The organism is Streptomyces sp. NPDC013317, assembly GCF_055563155.1.
Map to the genome: position 1 here is coordinate 85,285 of NZ_JBVHDX010000019.1, position 19,405 is coordinate 104,689.

The following is a 19,405-nucleotide window of genomic DNA, read 5'->3' on the forward strand; positions in this document are numbered from 1 at the left end:
AATGCCGCGATGTCCGAGGGAATCCGCCTCGGCCAGGCCCTCGTCCTCGCCGAGCAGCTGCACGGCATCACCGAGGCCGCCTACGCCGCCGAGCAGGACTTCCTCGCCGCAGCCCCCCTGGTCCGCGACGAAGAGACGCGCGGGGAGTACGCCGCGCAGCTGCGCCTCATCGCGCAGGGGGTGACGCTGTGACCGCCCCCGACCCGCTCGAGGGTGTGCCGCCCGAGCTACGCGACTGGCACCAGGGCGCCCTCGAGGGCGACCCGGCCGTCTGCTCGCAGGAGCAGCCCGGCAAGCCCGGCTACCCATGCGTGTGGAACAAGAGCTCTCATCTGGATCACCGGGACGTCTTCGGCCGTATCTGGCGCGACTACCCCGAGGAGCAGCTGTTCGTGGCGCGCCGCGCACCGGTGGCCGACGGGATGGTGACTGTGCAGACCGTCGACCACGGTCCGGTCGCACTGCCCGAGCCTTCCTGGTGCACCGGACACCCAGCCGCCGAGGACTACCGAGCCGACATCACCCACACCGGACCCGAGCACCTCTTCGCCTTCGAGGACGAGGTCATGCTGCTCGCGGCGCTCAGGCAGCACCCGTTCTCCGAGACCGGCTCGAGCGCAGTCGGTCTCTACGTCGAACAGACCGGGTACGCCCGCACCCTCGACCCCACCCGGCTGCGGATGCTGGCCGCCGCACTCACCGTCCACGCCATGCACCTGCGGACCCTCGCCGGCGAGCTTGCCGCCGTCCACGGCAACGAAGGGCGGACCTCATGACCACCACGGTCCACGACCCTCTGCACGACCCGGACACCGACAGCACCGGCTGGGTCCCCCCGCTCGATCTCGCGCTCGACCTGGCCCGGCAGGCCCTCGCCGCGCAGCAGACCGCGAACATCCACGACCACGACGCGATGCTCACCGCCGCCGTGAGCCTGCACGGCCACCTGCGCGACCTCGTCGCCGCCCTCGACGCCGAGGAGCGACGATGACCACCCCCGCTGCCGTGGCGCAGCGACGTGGAAAGGTGCGCCGCCTCGCGGCGCAGGGTCTGAGCAACCGCGCCATCGGCGAACAGCTCGGCATCGGCAAGGACACCGTCCGCCGCGACCTCGAGTGGTTCGAGACCCCGCTCACCGAGCGCCTGGCGCAGCGCGCGGCTCAGACCGACACGGCCGTGCGCCAGGCATGCGCCGCAGCTCAGGAGGTCGCCGAGCTCCGCCCAGCGCAGGTCATGACCGATACCGAGACAGCACAGCGCTGGTACGAGACCCTGCGCGCCACGGCGGCGCAGCTCTCGGCGCAGGCCGACCAGTTCGCCAGCTACTACCCCTTCGCCCAGAGCGCCACGGCCGCCGAGGACGGCGCGTGCTGACCTACTACGGCCTCGGCTACTACGGCCTGCTCGCCATCCCCATCGCGCTGGCCGCCGCCCGGCTCATGCCCGCCGGCTCACCGGCCCGACGGATCCTCGCCCGCGCCACCCTCGGCGCGCTCCTCCTCATCGCCGCGATCGTCGCGCTCTCGTACTGAAGGACGCCACCGTGAAGACCAACCTGCTCGCCGCCATCGACACCGCGACCGCCCGCACCATGGCCGCACAGCCCACCGCTGTCACCGGCCAGGGCGGCTCCGTCCCCATCAGCGTCCTGCTGATCATCGCCCTCGGCGGAGTCGCCTGGTGGATGTTCAAGCACGGCGACAAGACCAAGAAGCTCCACCTCGCCCCCGGCTTCGTCTGCCTCGGCCTCGGCCTGTCCCTCTCCGGCACCCAGCTCGGAACCATGATCGGCATGTTCTTCGGCAGCCTCGCCCAGATGGTCGCCCAGTTCGCCGGCAACGTCTGACCGTGCCCACGGACACCGAGGCCGACACCCTCGAACTGCCGCCCGTGCCCACCTTCGGACACGGGCGGCCCCGATGGGCAGCCCAGCGCATCCACCCCCGCCGCATCAGCGTCGGCCACCTCAAGCTCTACGGCCGACTCCGCGGCTGGATCCGCGCCGAGCAGCACCCCGCCCGCGGCAAGACCATCGCCGCCCGGGCTACCGGCCTCGCCGTCGGCGCCCTCATGGCCTGGCGCACCGCGAACGAGCAGCCGCGGCTCCTGGCGCTCGCCGTCGGCGCCTACGCCATCGCGGCATGGCGAGCGGGCCGCCCGGTACCGCCCACCGTCGAGGAACTCCAACGGCGCTTCCTCCTCGGCGTCCAGGAGCTCATCGGCGACCGGCCCGGCATCCACCTACGCGAGCTGTACGACCAGCTGCAGGCCCGACCCGCAGCCGCGCACCTTGACGACGGACGCCTCCGCGCTCTCCTCGTCCACTGTCAGGTCCCCATCCACAAGAGCCTCCGCGTCGGAGAGACGACCGGCCGTAGCGGCATCAAGGCCGTCGACATCAAGGCCCTCCTCTCCCCCGCACCCGTAGACCCCACTCCCGAGCCTGTAGACGCAGGTCAGCAGCCCACAGAAGTGGCTGTAGACCACGCGTAGATCGGGCCGTAGACCCCCAGGAGACCACCATGGGCAAGTTCCAGACCAGCATGAGCATCGGCGAACTCCGCGACCGGAACGAGGCCAGCAAGGCCGCCGCTCAGAAGCAGCAGACCACCCCGCCGCCGCCGCCGCCGAAGAAGCCGTAGCCCGAATGTCAGTGCGGGCCCATACGGTGGACCCATCACCCGATTGGTTGCGGACTGGCTGCCCGCGCAACTCGGACCCTGCCCTCGACGGGAACAGCGCCCCGGACGAGGGCAGGGGCATGATGGGGATCATGGAGTACGTACAGCCACCCGCCGGCACCCTCACCACATCCCTCGCGGCCCTGTCCGCCGGAGTCGCTCCCGCCACCATCCGTGACTGGGTACGGCGCGGAATTCTCACCCGCTGCGGAGGTAGCCCGAAGCGTCCGGTGTACCGCGTCGAGGACGTCCAGGCCGCCCGCGCAACGGCCAAGCCGTACAGCGGGAGCCGCCGCAAGGTCAACGCCGCTTGACCAGCGGCAACGCATAGGCCACGATTTGCGAGTACAGCCATGCCTGAAAGCGGCTGGCCAAGACTCACAGAGGCCCCAACCACTCATCCGGTCGGGGCCTTCGCTGTTTCCACCTCGCCCCTGTCTCCCACGCCGCATGATGAGCACCTCTCATCACGCAACGTCCTGGGGGGACCATGCGAACCCGCACAACCGCCGTCGCCGTGAGCGCCGGCCTGCTCCTCACTGCCACCGCCTGCGGCACCGCCAGCGAATCACCCGAGGCCGCAACTACCACCGTCCTGCCACCCGCCACCACCACATCCACACCCGAGCCCACCACGCCGCCCACCCCCGAGGCGATGGCCATTGGATCTACGTTGAAGTGGGACGAAGGCGATATCAGCGGCACGAGCGCTGCTCTGAGCTACAAGCAGGGCATCAAGTCCGTAGGGTCAGCCGCCGAAGAGACGGGTGAACCCAGCTACGTCTGGGCCGCGCTCGAGCTCAAGGTCTGCAGTACGAAGGGAACCTTCTCGGCTACGACGTTCCCCTGGACCCTCGCCTACGCCGACGGCGCCCGCATCGAGCCGTCCAGCAGCACATGGGACGACTTCCCCAAGCCTGAATTCCCCATCGAGACAAAGCTGACCGCAGGCAAGTGCGTCCGCGGCAAGGTCGTGTACCCCGTGCCGGGCAACAGCCGCCCCGAGACCATCGTCTACGCCCCCGACGGTGTGGACCCTGTGGAATGGACCGTGCCCGCCAAGTAGTGGAGGTGGTGCCCGTGGCCGGAGACCCTCGCCAAGGGCGCCCGTACCGCCGCCTCGTAGCCGCACAGAAGGCCCGTGGACTCCCCTGCGCACGCTGCGGCGGCTACATCAACCCCAGCCTCGACCCGCGCAGCCGCTGGTCATTCACCCTCGACCACATCGTCCCGCTGTCCAAGGGCGGTGACCTCCTCGACCCCGCCAACGCCCGCAGCATGCACCGACGCTGTAACAGCGCACGCGGCAACAGGACGAGCACCACGGCATCGCTGGGCACCTCACGGAGGTGGTGACACACCGTGCTCTACGTCATCACCGGGCCGCCGGCCGGGGGCAAGTCCTCCTGGATCCAGGCACACGCCACCGCGAACGACATCGTCATCGACCTGGACCTCATCACCCAGGCCCTCACCGGGCCCGGTGCGCCCAGCTGGAACCAGGCCAAGGTGCCCATCAAGGTGGCGCTGCAAGCCAGGTACGCGGCCATCGAGGAAGCCTGTCGTCACCTCGACGAGGTTGATGTCTACTTGATCCACACGTTGCCGAACGCCAAGGCCATGGCGAAGTACAAGCGGTTGGACGCCAAGGTCATCGCGGTCGACCCCGGCCGTGACATCGTCATGGCCCGCATCGAAGCGATGCGCTCGCCGGAGATGACCCGCGTGGCCACCCGTTGGTACAACCAGCGCCGGACGATGCCACGCAGCGTCATGCCACAGGCGTCACGCCAGTGGTGACCGCTCGCCACCGGTGACAGATCGCGATGAGCGACGAGGCCCGAGGGTGCCTCTCGGTGACTGGCGAGGCCGATTCGGAGCGGCAGGGCAGGGGGCCGGCCTGTTCTTTAGTAGGCGAGCGGGCGACCCCAAAAGCTCTTCCCGCCCGGTTTTTTACACGGGGTTGATCACTCGCTAATCACCCGGTTTGTCAAACCGGGTAAATAGTGACTTTCCGTAACGTAACACTGTGTGACCGGCGGGGGTGATCATGAGCGCCGTCGTCGAAGCGATCACCGCCGAGCTCGAACAGCTCCGAGTGCGCGACCGGGCGCCGGGGCTCGCTCAACTCGCCATCAGCCTGGCCGAGTCGATCGACACACCAGGCAGTCCGACTGCCAAAGCGAATGCCGCGCGGGAGCTGCGCGCCGTCATGGGTGACCTGCGCAAACTCGCGCCTGTCCGCCAGGAGATGGATCCGGTGGACGAGCTGGCAAAGCGACGGGAGGACGGCCTTGTTCGTGCCCGCCGAGCCTGAGCCGAGGGGCGCTCAGACACCCCGCCTGTTCACCGCACCGCCTGCGTTCGTGTCCTCGGCAGCCCAGGAGGCCGTCGAGCTGGCCGCCATGGCGGGCCTGGACCTCTTCCCGTGGCAGCAGCACGTCCTGGACGTGGGCATGCGGGAGCGGCAGGACGGCAAGTGGGCGGCCTTCGAGTGCTGCGTCAACGTCCCCCGGCAGAACGGCAAGGGCGGGGTGATCGAGGCCAGGGAGTTGGCGGGCCTGTTCCTGTTGAAGGAACACTTGATCATTCACTCCGCGCACGAGTTCAAGACCAGCAGGGTGGCGTTCCAGCGGATCCAGTCTCTGATCCTTGGGACGCCTGACCTGCGGAAACGCGTGAAGCGGATCCTGAACAACACGACGGAGACGTCGATCACGCTGGTCACCGGCCAGAGCTTGCAGTTCATCGCCCGCTCTGGCGGCTCGGGCCGAGGCTGGACCGGGGACTGCAACATCCTCGACGAGGCCATGTCTCTGGGCGACGACGCCATGGGCGCCCTGATGCCGACCATGTCAGCGATCGAGAACCCTCAGCTCTGGTACCTCGGCAGCGCCGGCATCGGCGCACCGTCGGTTCAGCTGGCCCGTCTGCGGCGGCGAGCATTGGCCGCGCGGGAACGGGGGGTCGCGGATCCGTCCCTTGCGTATTTCGAGTGGTCCGTGGACCCCCACGCGGACGAGTGCCGGCCCGACTGCACCGAGCACGACGGGCCCGACGACCCCGCGTCCTGGGCGAAGGCGAACCCCTCTCTGGGGTACCTGATCAGCCACGAGTTCATCCGCAACGCGCGGTCATCCATGGGGAGCAGCGGCATCTTCGAGCGGGAGCACCTCGGTGTTGGTGACTACCCGAGCGACGAGGCCGACACGTGGCAGGTCATCGGCGAGGACGCGTGGCGGTCCCTGGCGGACCCCAAGGCCACAACAGATGGTCCCTACGCGTTCTCCATCGATGCGACCCCCGAGCGGACGCACGCGGCGATCGCCGTGGCGGGCCCCTGGCGGGGCGGAACGCACGTAGAGGTACCTGAGCACCGGCCCGGCATGGGCTGGGTCGTGGAGCGCGCGAAGGAACTGCACAGGAAGTGGCGGCCGCGGTGCTGGGTTGTCGACGGAGGCGGCCCAGCCGGCTCGCTCATCGCCGACCTGGAAGACGCCCTGTCCGAGGTAGAACGGGGGCTCACCGGAAATCCGGACGCCAAGGTCGAGGTCGTGCAGCCCAAGGTCAGGGAAGTCGCCCAGGCCACAGGCCAGTTCTACGACGCGGTCGTCGACCAGTCGCTCTCCCACCTCGACCAGCCACCCCTTGCTGTGGCCCTCGCGGGCGCGCAGAAACGCCCGCTCGGCGAGGCCTGGGCGTGGGCCCGGCGCGGCGAGGGGACTGACATCGCTCCACTGGTGGCGGCCACGTTCGCGAAGTGGGGCCTGACGGTCGAGGTCGAGGACACGGCCGATCCGCTCGACAACATCTGGTGAGGAGAGCCCGTGGTGAAGCTCAGTAAGGCCGTGGGCCATCTCGCGACGGCGGCGGGTTGGGTGGTCGCCCGGCTGCCCGGTGTGGCCGGAGCAGCTCTGGTATCGGCCGCAGGGTGGATGGTGTACGAGCCCGCCGGCCTGGCGCTCGCCGGTGGGTTCTGTCTCCTGGCGGACTGGAAGGGGACACGGTGAGCCTGTTCTTCCGCGAACGCCGGGCCCCCTTTGCCGAGCCGGAGATCCCCCGCCCGTCCTCGACCGCCTCGACGTTCGCCAGCATCAACCTGTCCCGTACCGAGTCGTCGCTGCAGAAGATCGCGGTCTGGTCGGCTGTGAACCTGATCGCCTCGCTGACCGCGACCCTGCCCGTGGACGTCTACGAGGGCGAGGGCGAGGCCCGCAGGAAAGTACCCCTGCCCAAGCTCCTCACCGACCCCGCCGGGGACGGGTACGGGCGGGTGGACTGGACGTACCAGTACATGCTGTCCCTGCTCCTGCGCGGCAATACGAACGGCAAGGTCGCCGACCGGGACCGGATGGCCAACCCCACGCAGATCGTGCTCTACCACCCCGACGAGGTGCAGGGCTGGCGCGACCAGAAGACCGGGCTGCCGCAGTGGCGCGTGAGCGGCGAGAGCGTCGACGCCGACGACATGTGGCACCAGCGGGCCTACTCAGTACCCGGCCGCCTGCAGGGCCTGTCCCCGGTGGCGTTCCACGCGCAGACGATCGGGCTCGGCATCGCCGCACTGCGGTTCGGGGTGCAGTGGTTCGAGGACGGAGCCCACCCCTCGGGGCTGCTCACCAACGACAACGCTCTGGACGCCAAGCAGGCCAAGACGGCGAAGGACCGGTTCATGGCCGCCCTGCGCGGCACCCGGGAGCCGATCGTGCTCGGGCAGGGCTGGAAGTACCAGCAGATCCAAGTGGCTCCCGAGGAGTCACAGTTCCTGGAGACGCAGAAGTACACCTCGGCGGAGTGCGCCCGCATCTACGGGCCAGGCATGCCGGAGATCCTCGGCTACGACACCGGCGGGTCGATGACCTACGCCAACGTCGAGCAGCGCTCGCTGGACCTGCTCACCTACACGCTCGACCCATGGCTCGTGCGCACCGAGGACATGTGGACGAGCCTGCTGCCCAACGGGCAGTACGTGAAGATCAACCGCGCCGCGCTCTCCCGTACCGACCTGCTGACCCGCTACCGCGCCCACTCCATCGCGCTGCGGAACAAGTTCAAGGTCACCAACGAGGTCCGCGACCTCGAAGAGCTGCAGCCCGTGCCGTGGGGCAACGAGCCGCTCGACCTGGACGGCTCCGACCCCGACGAGACCGACAAGTGAAAGGGGGCGCGATGAGCGCCAAGAGCGACCGGGCCAAGCCGGCCGGGATCGTGCGACGCGCGTACCCGGTGCAGCTGGAGGTCCGAGCGAAGGCCGGCACCTCGGGTGTCTCGACGATCGAGGGGTACGCCTCGGTGACGGAGTCGCCGTTCGAGATGTGGGACTGGCTCGGCCCGTACTCCGAGGTCGTCCGTACCGGGGCCTTCGGCAAGACCCTGGCCGAGAACCCTCAGGTGCAGTTGCTGCTGAACCACGGCGGCCTCGCGATGGCCTACACGAAGGCCGGCACGCTGCGGCTGTCGGAGGACTCCACCGGCCTGCACATGGCTGCCGACGTCAACGCCAAGCGCGGCGACGTCGGCGACATGCTGGCCGCCCTCGACGAGGGCAGCGTGGACGAGATGTCGTTCGCGTTCCGGGTGACCCGCCAGCAGTGGTCGCCGGACTACGACCAGCGCGACATCCTCGAGGTCGACCTGCACCGCGGCGACGTCAGCGTCGTGAACTTCGGCGCCAACCCCGCAACGACCGTCACCTCGATGCGCGCGGCCGACTTCGACCGCCTCGACGAGGCCGACGCACGGGCGCTGTACGAGCGCCTGCAGCGGCGCCTGGAGCCCGCTCCGGCGGCGCCCTCGCACCCGCTGTCCCTCTACCAGGCACAGGCCGCCGCACTGGACCTGTAGCCGCACCACCGCTTCACCCACCGCCTGCACCACCCGACGCGCCGGAGCCCACGCCGGAGCGCGCTTTCGCGCGCCACCACCTGGGCCACCACCCGGACGGAGCCGCGGGCGCGACCCACCACCACCCCACCCCTGAAGGGAGCGAGCCATGCTCGCCTACCTGCGCAAGCAGATGCAGAGCGCGCTCGAAGCCCGGGCCGCGCTGAAGACCGAGCTCGATGCCGTCCTCACCGCCCCGGCCGCCGAGAACCGCAGCCTGACCGACGCCGAGGCCAAGGCCTTCGATGACAAGCGCGAAGCGCTCAAGGCGAAGGACACCGAGATCGAGGAGTACCGCACCCGGATCGCGGACCTGGAGGAGGACGAGCAGCGGGAGCAGCGCGCCGCCCAGGTCCTCGCCGAGCACCGCCAGGCCGGCGAACGCCGCGAGCGCGTCACGGTGGTCTCCGAGCCGGAGACTTATCGCAAGGGCGGACAGGCCTCGTACTTCCGCGACCTGTTCCGCGCCCAGGTGAACGGCAACAGGGAGTCCCTGGAGCGCCTGGCCCGCAACGACCGCGAGGTCCAGGAGCAGCGCGCACTGACCACCACGGACGGCTCGGTCGGTGAGTTCGTCCCGCCCCTGTGGATGGTCAACGACTACGTGGCGCTCGCCCGCGCCGGCCGTGTCGCCGCCGACCGGGTCGCCCACCAGCCGCTCCCGGCCGGAACGGACTCCATCAACCTGCCGAAGATCGCCACCGGCACGGCCACCGCCGAACAGACTTCGCAGAACACTTCGGTGCAGAACACCGACGCCACGTCCACCAGCGTCACCGCGACGGTGGCGACGATCGCCGGCCAGCAGGTCATCTCCCAGCAGGCCCTGGACCAGTCGCCGATCAACCTCGACGCGATCCTCCTCGCCGACCTGGCCGCCGACTACGCGGTCAAGCTCGACACCTTCGTCCTGAACAACAACGCCGCCTCCAAGCGCGGCCTGCTCAACGTGTCCGGCCTGAACGCCATCACCTACACGGACGCGACGCCGACCACGGCCGAGCTGTACCCGAAGGTGGCCGACGGCATCCAGCAGATCCACACCGGCCGGTTCATGCCTCCGGACACGATCCTGATGCACCCGCGCCGCTGGGCGTGGTTCACCGCCGCGGTCGACACTGCCGGGCGGCCGCTGGTCACCCCGGTGGCGAACATGCCGCAGAACGTTCTCGCGCAGATGGGCGACGTCGTCTCCGAAGGATTCGTCGGCACCCTGCAGGGCCTGCCCGTCTACGTCGACCCGAACATCCCGATCAACCTCGGTGCGGGCACCAACGAGGACCGGATCATCATCCTGCGCGCCTCGGACGTGATCCTCTTCGAGGGCTCCCCCCGCGCGGAGTCGTTCCGGGAGACGAAGGCTGACCAGCTGTCCGTGCTGCTGCGGTTCTACAACTACGCCGCCCTGCACTCCGAGCGGCTCCCGAAGTCCATCTCTGTGGTCGCCGGTACCGGCCTGATCACCCCGACGTTCTGATCGCCCGGGCCGGGCAGCGTGCTGCGCTGCCCGGCCCTGCCTGAGGAGGCACCCATGGCAGCACGGAAGACCGCAGCGTCCTCGACGCCGCCCGAGCAGACCCCCACCCCCAAGGAGCCGGAAGCGCCGGAGCAGCAGACCGCGCCCGAGGAGCCCTCGGCTCCGGAGAAGCCGGAAGCACCGGAGGCGGAGACCGCGGCCAGCGTCCGTGCAGACGAAACGGCGGTCACCCCGCGCACGACCGTGGAGGCCGCCTACGTGGACGCGCTGCGGCGCGAACGCGCGGGCTACGTCACCTACGGCCGCGAGGACCGTGTGGCCGCCGTCGACGCCGAGCTGGAGCGCTGGGGCGCCACCGCCGAGACCGACTGACCGAGGGAGGCCGCCATGGCGCTGGTCACCCTCGACGAGGCCAAGGCACAACTGCAGCTGGTCGGCACCACGGCCTACGACGACGAGCTGACCGCGTACATCAACTCCCTCACCCCCGTCATCGAGCGGCACACCGGGCCCGTGGAGAACCGCACGGTCACCGAGACCGTGAACGCCCACGGCCCGCTGCTCGCCCTAACCCAGGTACCCGCCGTCTCCCTGACCTCCCTCACCCCGGTACACACCGGCGGCCGGGCGATCGCGGCCGACGAGGTGGCCCTCGACGGAGACTCCGGAACGCTGCGCCGCCTGGACGGCGCCCCGTTCGCCGGCGGCCCCTGGGTCGCCGTCTACGTGGCAGGACGGGGCAGCGTCCACCCGACGATCAACCTCGCCGCACGCATCCTGCTCCAGCACCTGTGGCGCACGAAGTTCGGCGCCGCCCGCGGCAACCCCGGCGGCGGCGAAGACTTCGACGTCAACGAGCCGATCCCCGGCTTCGGGTACGCCGTACCGAACCGGGTGCTGCAGCTGCTCGAAGCCTTCAAGGCACCGCCGGGGGTGGCATGATGCCGACCTCCCGTGTCCCGGCCGCGGTCGACGCGCTGCTCGCCATCCTGCGCGCGGCACCGGCCCTGGCCGACGTCGTCATCCTGGACGGTCCCCCGGTGCAGAACCTCACCGGGCCCGAGCGTCTCTACGTCGGCTGGTCCCCGGACGGCGGCCCGGCCGTCGCCCTGATCCAGGACTTCAACGCTGCAGGCGCCCGCACCCGCGACGAGCAGTTCCTCATCAACTGCTACGCCGAAGTCTGGTCCGGCGACATCGACATGCAGGTCCAGCGCACCCGCGTGTTCGAGCTCGTCGCCGTGGTCGAAACCGCGCTGCGTGCCACCGACCTGGCGCCCGAGGCGCCGACCTTGAGCGGCACCGTTCTGTGGGCGCACCTGACCGCCGGCGACCTGAGCCAGGAGCAGAGCGAAGGCGCCCGCGCCGGCCTGGTGTTCACCGTCTCCTGCATGGCCCGCATCTGACCCACCCCTACCCGAGGAGCAAGCGATGGCGCGAGTGCGCTACATCGGCCCGGAGCTGGTCACCGTGCCGGAGCTGGGCAGCCGGACCGTCCACCCGGACGAGGTCGTCGCGGTCCCTGACGACCGGTACGACGGCTACGTCTGCCAGACCGCCACGTGGGAACCGGTCGAGGAACCGGGCGCCGCGAAGAAGACCAGCAGCAAGAAGGAGGCCTGATCATGGCGATCGGTTCCGGTCTCGGCGCGCAGCTCGGTCTCGCGCCCGAGGTCACCTACGGCACCTACGTGGCGCCGACCAAGTTCGTGGAGATCACGAAGGCGGGCCTGCAGCTGAAGAAGACGACAGCCCAGAGCGCGGGCATCGCGGCCGGCAGGCTGCTGCCGCTCTCGGACCGCCGCGTCGTCACCCAGCGCCAGGCCTCCGGCAGCGTGGACCTGGAGGTCACCACCAAAGGGATGGGGCTGCTGCTCCAGGCCCTCATGGGGACGAGCGTCACCCCGGTACAGCAGGCCGCCACGGCCGCCTACCTGCAGACCCACACGCTCGCGGACAGCGCGGGCAAGTCCCTCACGATCCAGGCGGGCATGCCGCTCACCACGGGCACGGTCACCCGGAAGAACTTCCTGGGCTGCAAGGTCACAGGCGCGGAGTTCTCCTGCGCCGCGGGCGAGATGCTCACCGCCACCTTCGAGGTCGACGCGAAGAACGTCGAGGAGACGTCCGTCCTGGCCGCCGCCAGCTACCCGGCGATGGCGCCGTTCCACTTCGTGCAGATGGCGGTCAAGACCGGCACCTACGCGTCGGAGACCTCGCGCAGCGGGATCCGCAAGGCGTCGGTCAAGTTCGAGCGGCCGATGGACACCGACCGCTTCTACGCCGGAGCGCAGGGCCTGAAGGCCGAACCCATCTCCAACGACCAGGTCAAGATCAGCGGATCGTTGGAGATGGACTACGTCGACACAGTCCTCGACGACCTGCACACCTCCGACGCGGCGACCTCGCTCGTCCTGGAGTTCGTCGGCAGCCTGATCGCCACGACCTATTACGAGACGTTCCGGATCATCCTGCCCGCGGTGAAGTTCGACGAGGCGCCCCCGACGATCGATGGCTTCGGCGTCCTCAAGCCGACGCTGTCCTTCACCGGCCTGTACGACGGCACCAACCAGCCGAAGATCGAATACATCAGCACGGACACCACCCTGTAAGGAGGTGGCCCCGTGCCGCTCGGGTCTGTACAGATCACCGGCACGGGGCAGCTCCTGGAGCTGTCCCGTGCCCTGCGCGCCGCCGGCGGGCCGAGGCTGCGGCAGAACCTGGCCCGCCGGATCCGCCGCGCCGCCGAGCCCCTGAAGAACGACATGCAGCAGACGATCCGGAACCTGCCCATCACGGCAGAGCCCCGCCGCTCTGGCAGCCGGGGCGGCGGCCCGTCGCCGACAACCCGCCCGCTGCGGGCCACGATCGCCGACGCGGTCCGCCTGTCCGTCCGCACCAGCGGCAACCCCGGCGCCCGGGTCTGGATCGACAAGAGCGCGCTCCCCTCCGACCTGCAAGGGATGCCCGCCGCGATGAACCGCAGCGACGGCCGCATCCGCCACCCCGTCTACGGCAACCGCCGCCGCTGGGCGAACAACCGCACCACACCCCTGTGGTGGGACCAGACCGTCCGCCGCCACACCCCCCGCATGCGGGCCGAGGTCACCCGCGTCCTCGACGACGTCCGCCGCCAGATCACCTGAGGAGCCACCTTGATCATCCTGTACACGCCGGCCGACGGCGCCGAGCAGCGGTTCGACATGCGCAAGCTCAAGACGTCCGAGGCGCAGATCGTGTGCCGCACCACCGACCTGGCCTGGGCGCAGGTCAAGCGGGGTGTCCTCAACGACGAGCCCGAGCCCATGCGGGCCGTTGTCTGGGCGCTGCTCAAGCGCGAGACGCCCAGCCTCCGGTTCGGCGACTTCGACCCCCAGGTCGATGAACTGAGGTCACGGTTCGACGCCCGGGAAGTCGCCGACTACTGCACGGAGATTGCCAAGGCCGACGGCAGCGACGACGACATCGACGAGGCCTACCGGGATCTGCTGCGTAACGCCGCCGACCCGGAGGAGGCCGAGAAGTACATCGCCGACTTCCGCAGCTCGGGCCCAAAAGAGGCCGCGGGGAAGAGCAGGACCTCGAAGAGCGAGTCCTGACCTACCTCGGCCTGTTCGGTCACCTCCTGCACTACACCGCCGAGGACGTCGACAACCTGACCGTCGAACGGTTCGAGGTCCTGACCGCCTGGATCGACGAGCACCAGGCCCAAGCCAGGAGGGAGGCGGCATCCGATGGCTGAGCGCATGAGCTTCACCCTCGACGGCCGGGACAACCTCACCCGCGTCCTGAACAACGCCGGCGACTCCGCCGAACGGCTCTCCCGCCGCATCGACGACTCGATGACGAGCAGCGACGAGAGCGTGGCCCGGTTCACCCGGGACGCGGGCGGACGGCTGCGCGACCTTAACGGCCGCTTCGTCTCCGCCGCCGACGCGGCCCGGCTCATGGGCGGCGAAACCGGCGGCCTGTCCCCGATCCTGCAGAACGTGGCGTCCTCCGCCGCGGGCGCCACCTCCAAGCTGGGCGGCTCCGGCGCCGGCGGAGCGGGCATGTCCGGCGCCCTGGGGGCGATCGCCGCCATCATCGCCCTGTCCCTGCTGCCCGCCCTCGGCGCCCTGGTGCCGATGATGGCGGGTGTAGGGCTGGCGGCGGGCACGCTTGCGCTCGGCTTCAAGGGCGTCGGCGAGGCGGCCGCCCTGGCGGGCGGGGACAAGAAGAAGTACGCCGAAGCGCTGAAGAAGCTGTCGCCGGAGGCTCGGGCGTTCACGAAGGCTCTCGTCGGCGTGAAGGGCCAGTTCGCGGCCCTCGCCCCGCAGGTCCAGAAGGCAATGCTGCCCGGCTTCACCCAGGCACTGAAGGACGCCAAGCCTGCCGTCACCATCCTGGGCCGGGCAATGACCGAGATGGGCAAGGGCTTCGGGGACGCGGCCCGCGGCTTCGGCCGGATGATGAAGGACTCCGGCTTTCAGGAAGACTTCACCGCCACGCTGAAACTCGGCAACGTCTTCGTGCAGGACCTGACCAGGTCGATGGGCCCGTTCGTCCGCTCCCTGCTCGACTTCGGAGCCGCCTCCGGACCGACCCTGAAAGCGTTCTCCGAGGGCATCAGCGGTCTGCTGGGCAAGGGACTGCCCGGCATGTTCGACGGCCTGAAGACGGGCATCAAGGGCAGCGCCGCTTTCCTCGACGGCCTGTTCGACGGGATCAACGAGATCCTGCCAGCGCTCGGCCGGTTCTCCGGCGCGGTCGCCAACGCCTTCGGGTCGCTGTTCGGCGAGCTGTTCCGCTTCCAGGGCGCCATGGGTGCGGGGATTTTCGACGGCCTGACGAAGGCTCTGACGATTCTCCGGCCGATCCTGAAGGACGTCGGGTTCGGTCTGAAGTCGATGCACCAGCTGATGGTCATCATCGGCCCCACCATCAAGGAGATGGGCAAGGCCATCTTCACCGCGCTCATCCCGGCCGGGGTCGAGGTCGACAAGATGCGCGGCCCGTTCCAGCGCCTCTCAGAGGCGATCGAGCGGAACAAGGGCGCGATCCAGGAGGGCGCCCGGATCTTCGCGAACGTCGTCATCGACATGGTCAGCGCGGCGCTGGAGTACCTGCCGAAGATCGTCGGCATGTTCCGCGTCATGTCGACGGGTGTCCTCGTCGCCCTGGGCGTCATCGTTTCGGGAGCTGCCAAGCTGTTCGGCTGGATCCCGGGTGTGGGCGAGAAGCTGCGCGGCGCTGAGCGGGAGTTCAACAAGTTCAAGGACACCTATGTGCGGGGCCTGCAGGACGCGGAGGCCAAGACGAAGGCGTTCGCTCAGTCGACGGTTCCGCGGCTGCAGCAGAACAAGCTGAAACTGAACATCGACAACTGGACGCAGCAGATCGCCACGGCGAAAGCCAAGCTCTCCGACAAGAACCTGCCACCGGGGAAGACCGCCAAGCTGCGGGCCGACATCAAGGACCTTCAGAACAAGATCGCGGCGGCCAAGCGGGAGCTGGAGCGTCTCGACGGCAAGACGTCCACCACCTACGTGAAGACGGTGTTCATCACGAAGCACGGCACGGTCGGGCACCCGAAGGGGTCCGGCGGCCGTGAGTCGGCGACAGGCGGCCCCGTCTCCGGTCCGGGTACGTCAACGTCGGACAGCATCCCCATGTGGCTCTCTGACGGCGAGTACGTCATCCGCGCGTCGTCCGTCGCCAAGTACGGCATGGGCCTGATGGACGCTCTCAACTCGGGCCGGCTGGACACCACGGCGTTGGCCACGTCAACGGCGGCAGCCCCCACACGGGCGGCGCCTGGCCTCGCGGCCAGCCCCTCCGGCCGTATGTCCGTGACCAACAACTACATCACCGTGCAGGGCGCCATCGACCCCGTCGGTACGGCGAAGTCCGTGGAGCGCGTGCTGCTGAAACTGCAGCGGACCAGCGGCAACTGATGAGGACAGGGGGGCACGATGACGGCAACACGCCTGACGGTCCAGGCGGGATTCGGTTACGCGGTGACTGCGGACGACATCACCTGGACGGACATCACGAGGCGGGTGGCGCTGTCAGGCACGGAAGGACCACGGATCACGCGTGGCGCCGAGGACGAGAAGTCCGAGACGCAGACCGGCACGCTGACGCTGGAGCTGAACAACGAGGACGGCCGGTTCACTCCGGGCCGGGCGTCGTCGCCGTACTACCCGAACGTGAAGCGGAACTGTCCGGTGCGCGTGATCACGACCGTGCTGGGCGGGATCAACTTCTTGACCCAGCCGGGGTTCGAGGTGTCGGACAACGGGTGGGACGCGGCGCCTGACCTGGAGCCGGACCTCGCAACGATCGACACCGATCACGTGCGGTCCGGCACCTACGGATTCAAGATCGGCTGGACGAACAGCGGCACCGGCGGAGTGATGCAGTGCCCGCTGTACGGCCTCACGATCGGCCGGCAGTACGTCGCATCCGTCTACGTGTGGGTACCGACCGGCGACCCGGCCGTGCGCCTCGACATCGACGGCACCACGGTGGGGACCGCCTCGTCACTGACCAACCAGTGGCAGCGGATCAGCGTCACGTGGACGACGACCGCCGCCTCCCACACCCTGCGGATCACCACGAACACGACCTCGCCGACTCTGGGTGATCTGGTGTGGCTGGACGAGGCGCAGGTTGAGGAAGGATCCACCCCGACGGCCTGGTCGTCGACACCCGCCACCCATCACCCGCGGTTCTTCGGCATGGTCACGTCCTGGCCCATGGGCTGGGAAGGGCTCTACTCCACGGCGGAGATCACCGCCTCGGACATGCTGAAGTGGCCCGGCCGGCGCCCGGCCCTCGGACCGATGCTCGTCGAGGAGGTACAGAGCGACGAGGCCAAGCTCTACTACCCGCTCAGCGAACCCGAGTCGAGCACGACCGCAGGTGACCAGTCCGGCTACTCCCGGCCGTCGCTCGCCATCGTGCAGGCCGGCAGCGGCGGGTCGCTCACGTTCGGACAGGGCATCGGCCCGCCGTCCGACGGGCTCTCCACCCCGATGTTCACCCCGGCCTCAGCGACGCAGGGCAAGTTCCTGCGCTGCTTCATCTCCCCGCTGCTCACGTCCAGCGGCTCGACCGGTACTCCGATTCCCGGCGACCTGATCGTCGAGTTCTGGTTCTCCACCTCGACCGCGGGCCGCGTCATCCTGACCCTCTCGTCCGGCGCCCCGACCGCGTTCGACTCGGGGATCTACTTCTACTTGGAGACCGGCACCGGGAAGTTGAAGATCACCGAGTTCTTCCCGATCGGGCCCACCGCCACCACCGTCGCAACACCGAACCTGGCCGACGGCAACGTGCACCACGTCGTGTGGGACGAGGCCGGTCACGACGTCTGGGTGGACGGCGTGCAGTACGCCGTACCCACCGGCACCTGGCAGGACATGATCATCCTCACCGTCGGGGCCACCAGCACGGGCACTGACCTGTGGTCGGGCGCGATCAGCCACGTCGCCGCCTACGTCGCCAACAGCGGACTCCCCGCGGTGGCCGACATCGTCGAGCACTACACCGCCGGCATGACCGGGCATGCGGGCGAGGACTCCTGGGAGCGGATGGTCCGCCTCGCCTCCTACGCCAAGATCACTGGCGTCATCCCCGCCGGGCTGTACAGCGCGGTCGCCTCCCAGGGCGAGCTCGGATCCACCCCGCTCTCCCACATGCGGGACGTCGAGCGCACCGAGGGCGGGAAGCTCTTCGCCGACCGGGCGAGCGCGCAGCTTGTGTTCCAGAGCCGGAGTGTCCGCTACAACCCTGCGATCACCGCGACCGTGGACTACGCCGACCTGGAGACCGGCGGGGTGGAGTTTTCCGACGACGACCAGAAGCTCGTCAACCTCATCAGGGCGTCCAGGCCGGGCGGCGCTGAGCAGCGGATCCAGTCGGCCGAGTCGATCGCCGCCTACGGCACCTACGAGCAGCAGCTCGACGTACTCAAGGTGACGGACGAGGCGGTCGTGGACGCGGCTACGTGGGAGATCGTTCGCTACGCCGACCCCATGCCGGAGATGCGGCAGCTCCCCGTCGACGCCGCAACGCTGCCCGTCGCCACGTTCCGAGCCCTGCTGGACGCGGACATCTCCAGCGTCATCGAGGTTACGGACCTTCCCGACCAAGCCCCCGCCGCGACCGCCACGGTCACCGTCGAGGGCTACGTCGAGCAGATCACCGAGGGCCGCCACCTCCTGAACTACCGGGTGTCCCGCTCGGACATCGACGCCGTCTGGGTCCTCGACGACCCGACCCACAGCGTGCTCGACACGTCCACGCGCCTCGCCTACTGAGAGGACCCCGAATGCGAGAACCCGGCCCCGTCAAGCGGGCGGAGGACATGTACCTACCGCCGCCGCACCTGCCCATCGACGAGTGGGCCCTCGTCCCGCCGGCCGAGCTCGTCATCCGCTGGTACGAGCACAGGCAGCAGCGTCACGTCCTGGTCGGCCGCGGCATGCTGCTGGGCGAGCGGATCTACCCACGGATCAACGAAGGCCGCTGGGTGGCGGACTGCTCGTGCATGTCCGCGCAGGTTGTCACTCCCAGCGACCCGCGCATGTGGTGCGTCGAGTGCGGCACCGGCTGGTGGCAGCTCGTCTTTCCGGACGAACCTGAGGCGATCGAGCGGGACATGGGGCTGCTGCCTGTCTTGCAGCGGCAGTGGTGGCACCCCGACGACCCACTGAAGCTCTACGCCCCGCCGACTGAACCGACACCTGAGACCCCGGAGGAGTAACGGATGGCTCTCGCAACCCCTCGTACCTGGGTCGTCGGCGAAGTCGTGACCGCCGCGCAGTTGAACGCCGAGGTGCGCGACCAGTGGAACGATGTGATCGCCCCATGGGTCGCTTTCACCCCAGTGTGGGCGTCGACCGGCACAGCTCCCAGCCTGGGTAATGGGACCATCGTTGGCTGGCACAAGGACATCGGAAAGTCGTGCACCGCCCTGTGGGAGATCACCTTCGGAACGACGACGACTTTCGGTACCGGCACGTACTCGTGGCAGATGCCGCACACCGCGAAGAACCCGTCCGGCTCTACCGCATCCCTGAACTACCTGGGTGCCGCACGCGGCCACGGCGCGGACTGGTACGCGGGAACCGTCGGTGTCGCCCGCGGCACGAACCTGGCACGGATCTACTCCCACAAGGAAGCGACGGAGTGGTCGCCCACGATCCCCGTCACGTGGACCGCAGCGTCCACCCGCTACATCAGCGGCCAGGTCACCTACGAGATCGCCTGACCCTTATCCACCCCGCACGCCCCGCGCCGCCGGCCGGGGCATCTCAATAACCGGTGTCAAGCGGTAGGGGCATCGGCGTGGAGTGGGTGAAGGTGCGTTTGTCGC

Annotated in this window: 28 protein-coding genes; all 28 read left to right on the forward strand. The window is 69.3% G+C overall.

The window, feature by feature from the left end:
* Nucleotides 1-9 precede the first annotated feature (9 nt).
* The 28 genes from ACZ3IJ_RS33360 (at nucleotide 10) to ACZ3IJ_RS33495 (ending at nucleotide 19,300) form a co-directional block, all read left to right on the forward strand.
* Nucleotides 10-192, forward strand: a complete 183-nt coding sequence (locus ACZ3IJ_RS33360; RefSeq protein ID WP_467474501.1) for a hypothetical protein — start codon at nucleotides 10-12, stop codon at nucleotides 190-192.
* Entirely contained in the window at nucleotides 189-776 is a 588-nt protein-coding gene (locus tag ACZ3IJ_RS33365; RefSeq protein WP_467474503.1) for a DUF6907 domain-containing protein, read from the forward strand. The genes ACZ3IJ_RS33360 and ACZ3IJ_RS33365 overlap by 4 nt, the downstream gene beginning before the upstream one ends.
* On the forward strand, nucleotides 773-991 hold the full coding sequence (locus tag ACZ3IJ_RS33370) for a hypothetical protein (RefSeq protein WP_467474505.1): 219 nt from the start codon (nucleotides 773-775) through the stop codon (nucleotides 989-991). Before ACZ3IJ_RS33365 ends, ACZ3IJ_RS33370 begins: the two co-directional genes overlap by 4 nt.
* A complete protein-coding gene (locus tag ACZ3IJ_RS33375; protein ID WP_467474507.1) occupies nucleotides 988-1,374 on the forward strand; it encodes a hypothetical protein in 387 nt (128 codons plus the stop codon). Before ACZ3IJ_RS33370 ends, ACZ3IJ_RS33375 begins: the two co-directional genes overlap by 4 nt.
* Entirely contained in the window at nucleotides 1,368-1,532 is a 165-nt protein-coding gene (locus ACZ3IJ_RS33380; RefSeq protein ID WP_467474509.1) for a hypothetical protein, read from the forward strand. The genes ACZ3IJ_RS33375 and ACZ3IJ_RS33380 overlap by 7 nt, the downstream gene beginning before the upstream one ends.
* An 11-nt stretch (nucleotides 1,533-1,543) precedes the next feature.
* Entirely contained in the window at nucleotides 1,544-1,846 is a 303-nt protein-coding gene (locus tag ACZ3IJ_RS33385; protein ID WP_467474511.1) for a hypothetical protein, read from the forward strand.
* Nucleotides 1,847-1,848: 2 nt separating this feature from the next.
* Nucleotides 1,849-2,493 carry a hypothetical protein gene (locus tag ACZ3IJ_RS33390; RefSeq protein WP_467474513.1) on the forward strand — a complete coding sequence of 215 codons (645 nt, stop codon included), beginning with the start codon at nucleotides 1,849-1,851 and terminating at the stop codon, nucleotides 2,491-2,493.
* Between the two features lie 280 nt (nucleotides 2,494-2,773).
* Nucleotides 2,774-2,995: a hypothetical protein gene (locus ACZ3IJ_RS33395; RefSeq protein WP_467474516.1), complete on the forward strand. Its 222-nt coding sequence runs from the start codon at nucleotides 2,774-2,776 to the stop codon at nucleotides 2,993-2,995.
* Nucleotides 2,996-3,198: 203 nt separating this feature from the next.
* Entirely contained in the window at nucleotides 3,199-3,747 is a 549-nt protein-coding gene (locus ACZ3IJ_RS33400) for a hypothetical protein (RefSeq protein WP_467474518.1), read from the forward strand.
* Nucleotides 3,748-3,761: 14 nt separating this feature from the next.
* Nucleotides 3,762-4,037, forward strand: coding sequence for an HNH endonuclease signature motif containing protein (locus ACZ3IJ_RS33405; RefSeq protein ID WP_467474520.1), 276 nt, complete (start codon nucleotides 3,762-3,764; stop codon nucleotides 4,035-4,037).
* A 6-nt stretch (nucleotides 4,038-4,043) separates the two neighbouring features.
* Nucleotides 4,044-4,481, forward strand: coding sequence for a hypothetical protein (locus ACZ3IJ_RS33410; RefSeq protein WP_467474522.1), 438 nt, complete (start codon nucleotides 4,044-4,046; stop codon nucleotides 4,479-4,481).
* Between the two features lie 250 nt (nucleotides 4,482-4,731).
* The gene (locus ACZ3IJ_RS33415) at nucleotides 4,732-4,998 is read left to right on the forward strand and encodes a hypothetical protein (RefSeq protein WP_467474524.1); all 267 of its coding nucleotides are present in this window, start codon (nucleotides 4,732-4,734) and stop codon (nucleotides 4,996-4,998) included.
* 49 nt (nucleotides 4,999-5,047) lie between these two features.
* On the forward strand, nucleotides 5,048-6,499 hold the full coding sequence (locus tag ACZ3IJ_RS33420) for a terminase (protein WP_467474526.1): 1,452 nt from the start codon (nucleotides 5,048-5,050) through the stop codon (nucleotides 6,497-6,499).
* A gap of 9 nt (nucleotides 6,500-6,508) precedes the next feature.
* Nucleotides 6,509-6,691, forward strand: a complete 183-nt coding sequence (locus tag ACZ3IJ_RS33425; RefSeq protein ID WP_467474528.1) for a hypothetical protein — start codon at nucleotides 6,509-6,511, stop codon at nucleotides 6,689-6,691.
* Complete coding sequence (locus tag ACZ3IJ_RS33430; protein ID WP_467474530.1) at nucleotides 6,688-7,839, forward strand: phage portal protein; 1,152 nt, start codon at nucleotides 6,688-6,690, stop codon at nucleotides 7,837-7,839. Before ACZ3IJ_RS33425 ends, ACZ3IJ_RS33430 begins: the two co-directional genes overlap by 4 nt.
* Nucleotides 7,840-7,850: 11 nt before the next feature.
* Entirely contained in the window at nucleotides 7,851-8,525 is a 675-nt protein-coding gene (locus tag ACZ3IJ_RS33435) for an HK97 family phage prohead protease (RefSeq protein ID WP_467474532.1), read from the forward strand.
* 148 nt (nucleotides 8,526-8,673) lie between these two features.
* Nucleotides 8,674-10,041, forward strand: coding sequence for a phage major capsid protein (locus ACZ3IJ_RS33440; protein ID WP_467474535.1), 1,368 nt, complete (start codon nucleotides 8,674-8,676; stop codon nucleotides 10,039-10,041).
* A gap of 54 nt (nucleotides 10,042-10,095) precedes the next feature.
* A complete protein-coding gene (locus ACZ3IJ_RS33445) occupies nucleotides 10,096-10,413 on the forward strand; it encodes a hypothetical protein (protein ID WP_467474537.1) in 318 nt (105 codons plus the stop codon).
* A 15-nt stretch (nucleotides 10,414-10,428) separates the two neighbouring features.
* A complete protein-coding gene (locus ACZ3IJ_RS33450; RefSeq protein ID WP_467474539.1) occupies nucleotides 10,429-10,983 on the forward strand; it encodes a hypothetical protein in 555 nt (184 codons plus the stop codon).
* A complete protein-coding gene (locus ACZ3IJ_RS33455) occupies nucleotides 10,983-11,447 on the forward strand; it encodes a hypothetical protein (protein ID WP_467474541.1) in 465 nt (154 codons plus the stop codon). The genes ACZ3IJ_RS33450 and ACZ3IJ_RS33455 overlap by 1 nt, the downstream gene beginning before the upstream one ends.
* 25 nt (nucleotides 11,448-11,472) lie before the next feature.
* Nucleotides 11,473-11,664, forward strand: a complete 192-nt coding sequence (locus ACZ3IJ_RS33460; RefSeq protein WP_467474544.1) for a hypothetical protein — start codon at nucleotides 11,473-11,475, stop codon at nucleotides 11,662-11,664.
* Between the two features lie 2 nt (nucleotides 11,665-11,666).
* On the forward strand, nucleotides 11,667-12,653 hold the full coding sequence (locus ACZ3IJ_RS33465; RefSeq protein WP_467474546.1) for a phage tail tube protein: 987 nt from the start codon (nucleotides 11,667-11,669) through the stop codon (nucleotides 12,651-12,653).
* Nucleotides 12,654-12,665: 12 nt separating this feature from the next.
* Nucleotides 12,666-13,187 (forward strand): hypothetical protein, encoded by a 522-nt coding sequence (locus tag ACZ3IJ_RS33470; RefSeq protein WP_467474548.1) that lies wholly within the window; start codon nucleotides 12,666-12,668, stop codon nucleotides 13,185-13,187.
* 9 nt (nucleotides 13,188-13,196) lie between these two features.
* Nucleotides 13,197-13,640: a hypothetical protein gene (locus ACZ3IJ_RS33475; protein WP_467474550.1), complete on the forward strand. Its 444-nt coding sequence runs from the start codon at nucleotides 13,197-13,199 to the stop codon at nucleotides 13,638-13,640.
* 135 nt (nucleotides 13,641-13,775) lie between these two features.
* A complete protein-coding gene (locus ACZ3IJ_RS33480) occupies nucleotides 13,776-15,977 on the forward strand; it encodes a hypothetical protein (RefSeq protein WP_467474552.1) in 2,202 nt (733 codons plus the stop codon).
* A gap of 18 nt (nucleotides 15,978-15,995) precedes the next feature.
* On the forward strand, nucleotides 15,996-18,347 hold the full coding sequence (locus ACZ3IJ_RS33485; RefSeq protein ID WP_467474554.1) for a phage head spike fiber domain-containing protein: 2,352 nt from the start codon (nucleotides 15,996-15,998) through the stop codon (nucleotides 18,345-18,347).
* An 11-nt stretch (nucleotides 18,348-18,358) separates the two neighbouring features.
* Entirely contained in the window at nucleotides 18,359-18,793 is a 435-nt protein-coding gene (locus tag ACZ3IJ_RS33490) for a hypothetical protein (protein WP_467474556.1), read from the forward strand.
* 3 nt (nucleotides 18,794-18,796) lie between these two features.
* On the forward strand, nucleotides 18,797-19,300 hold the full coding sequence (locus ACZ3IJ_RS33495; RefSeq protein WP_467474558.1) for a hypothetical protein: 504 nt from the start codon (nucleotides 18,797-18,799) through the stop codon (nucleotides 19,298-19,300).
* The last annotated feature ends 105 nt before the right edge of the window (nucleotides 19,301-19,405 follow it).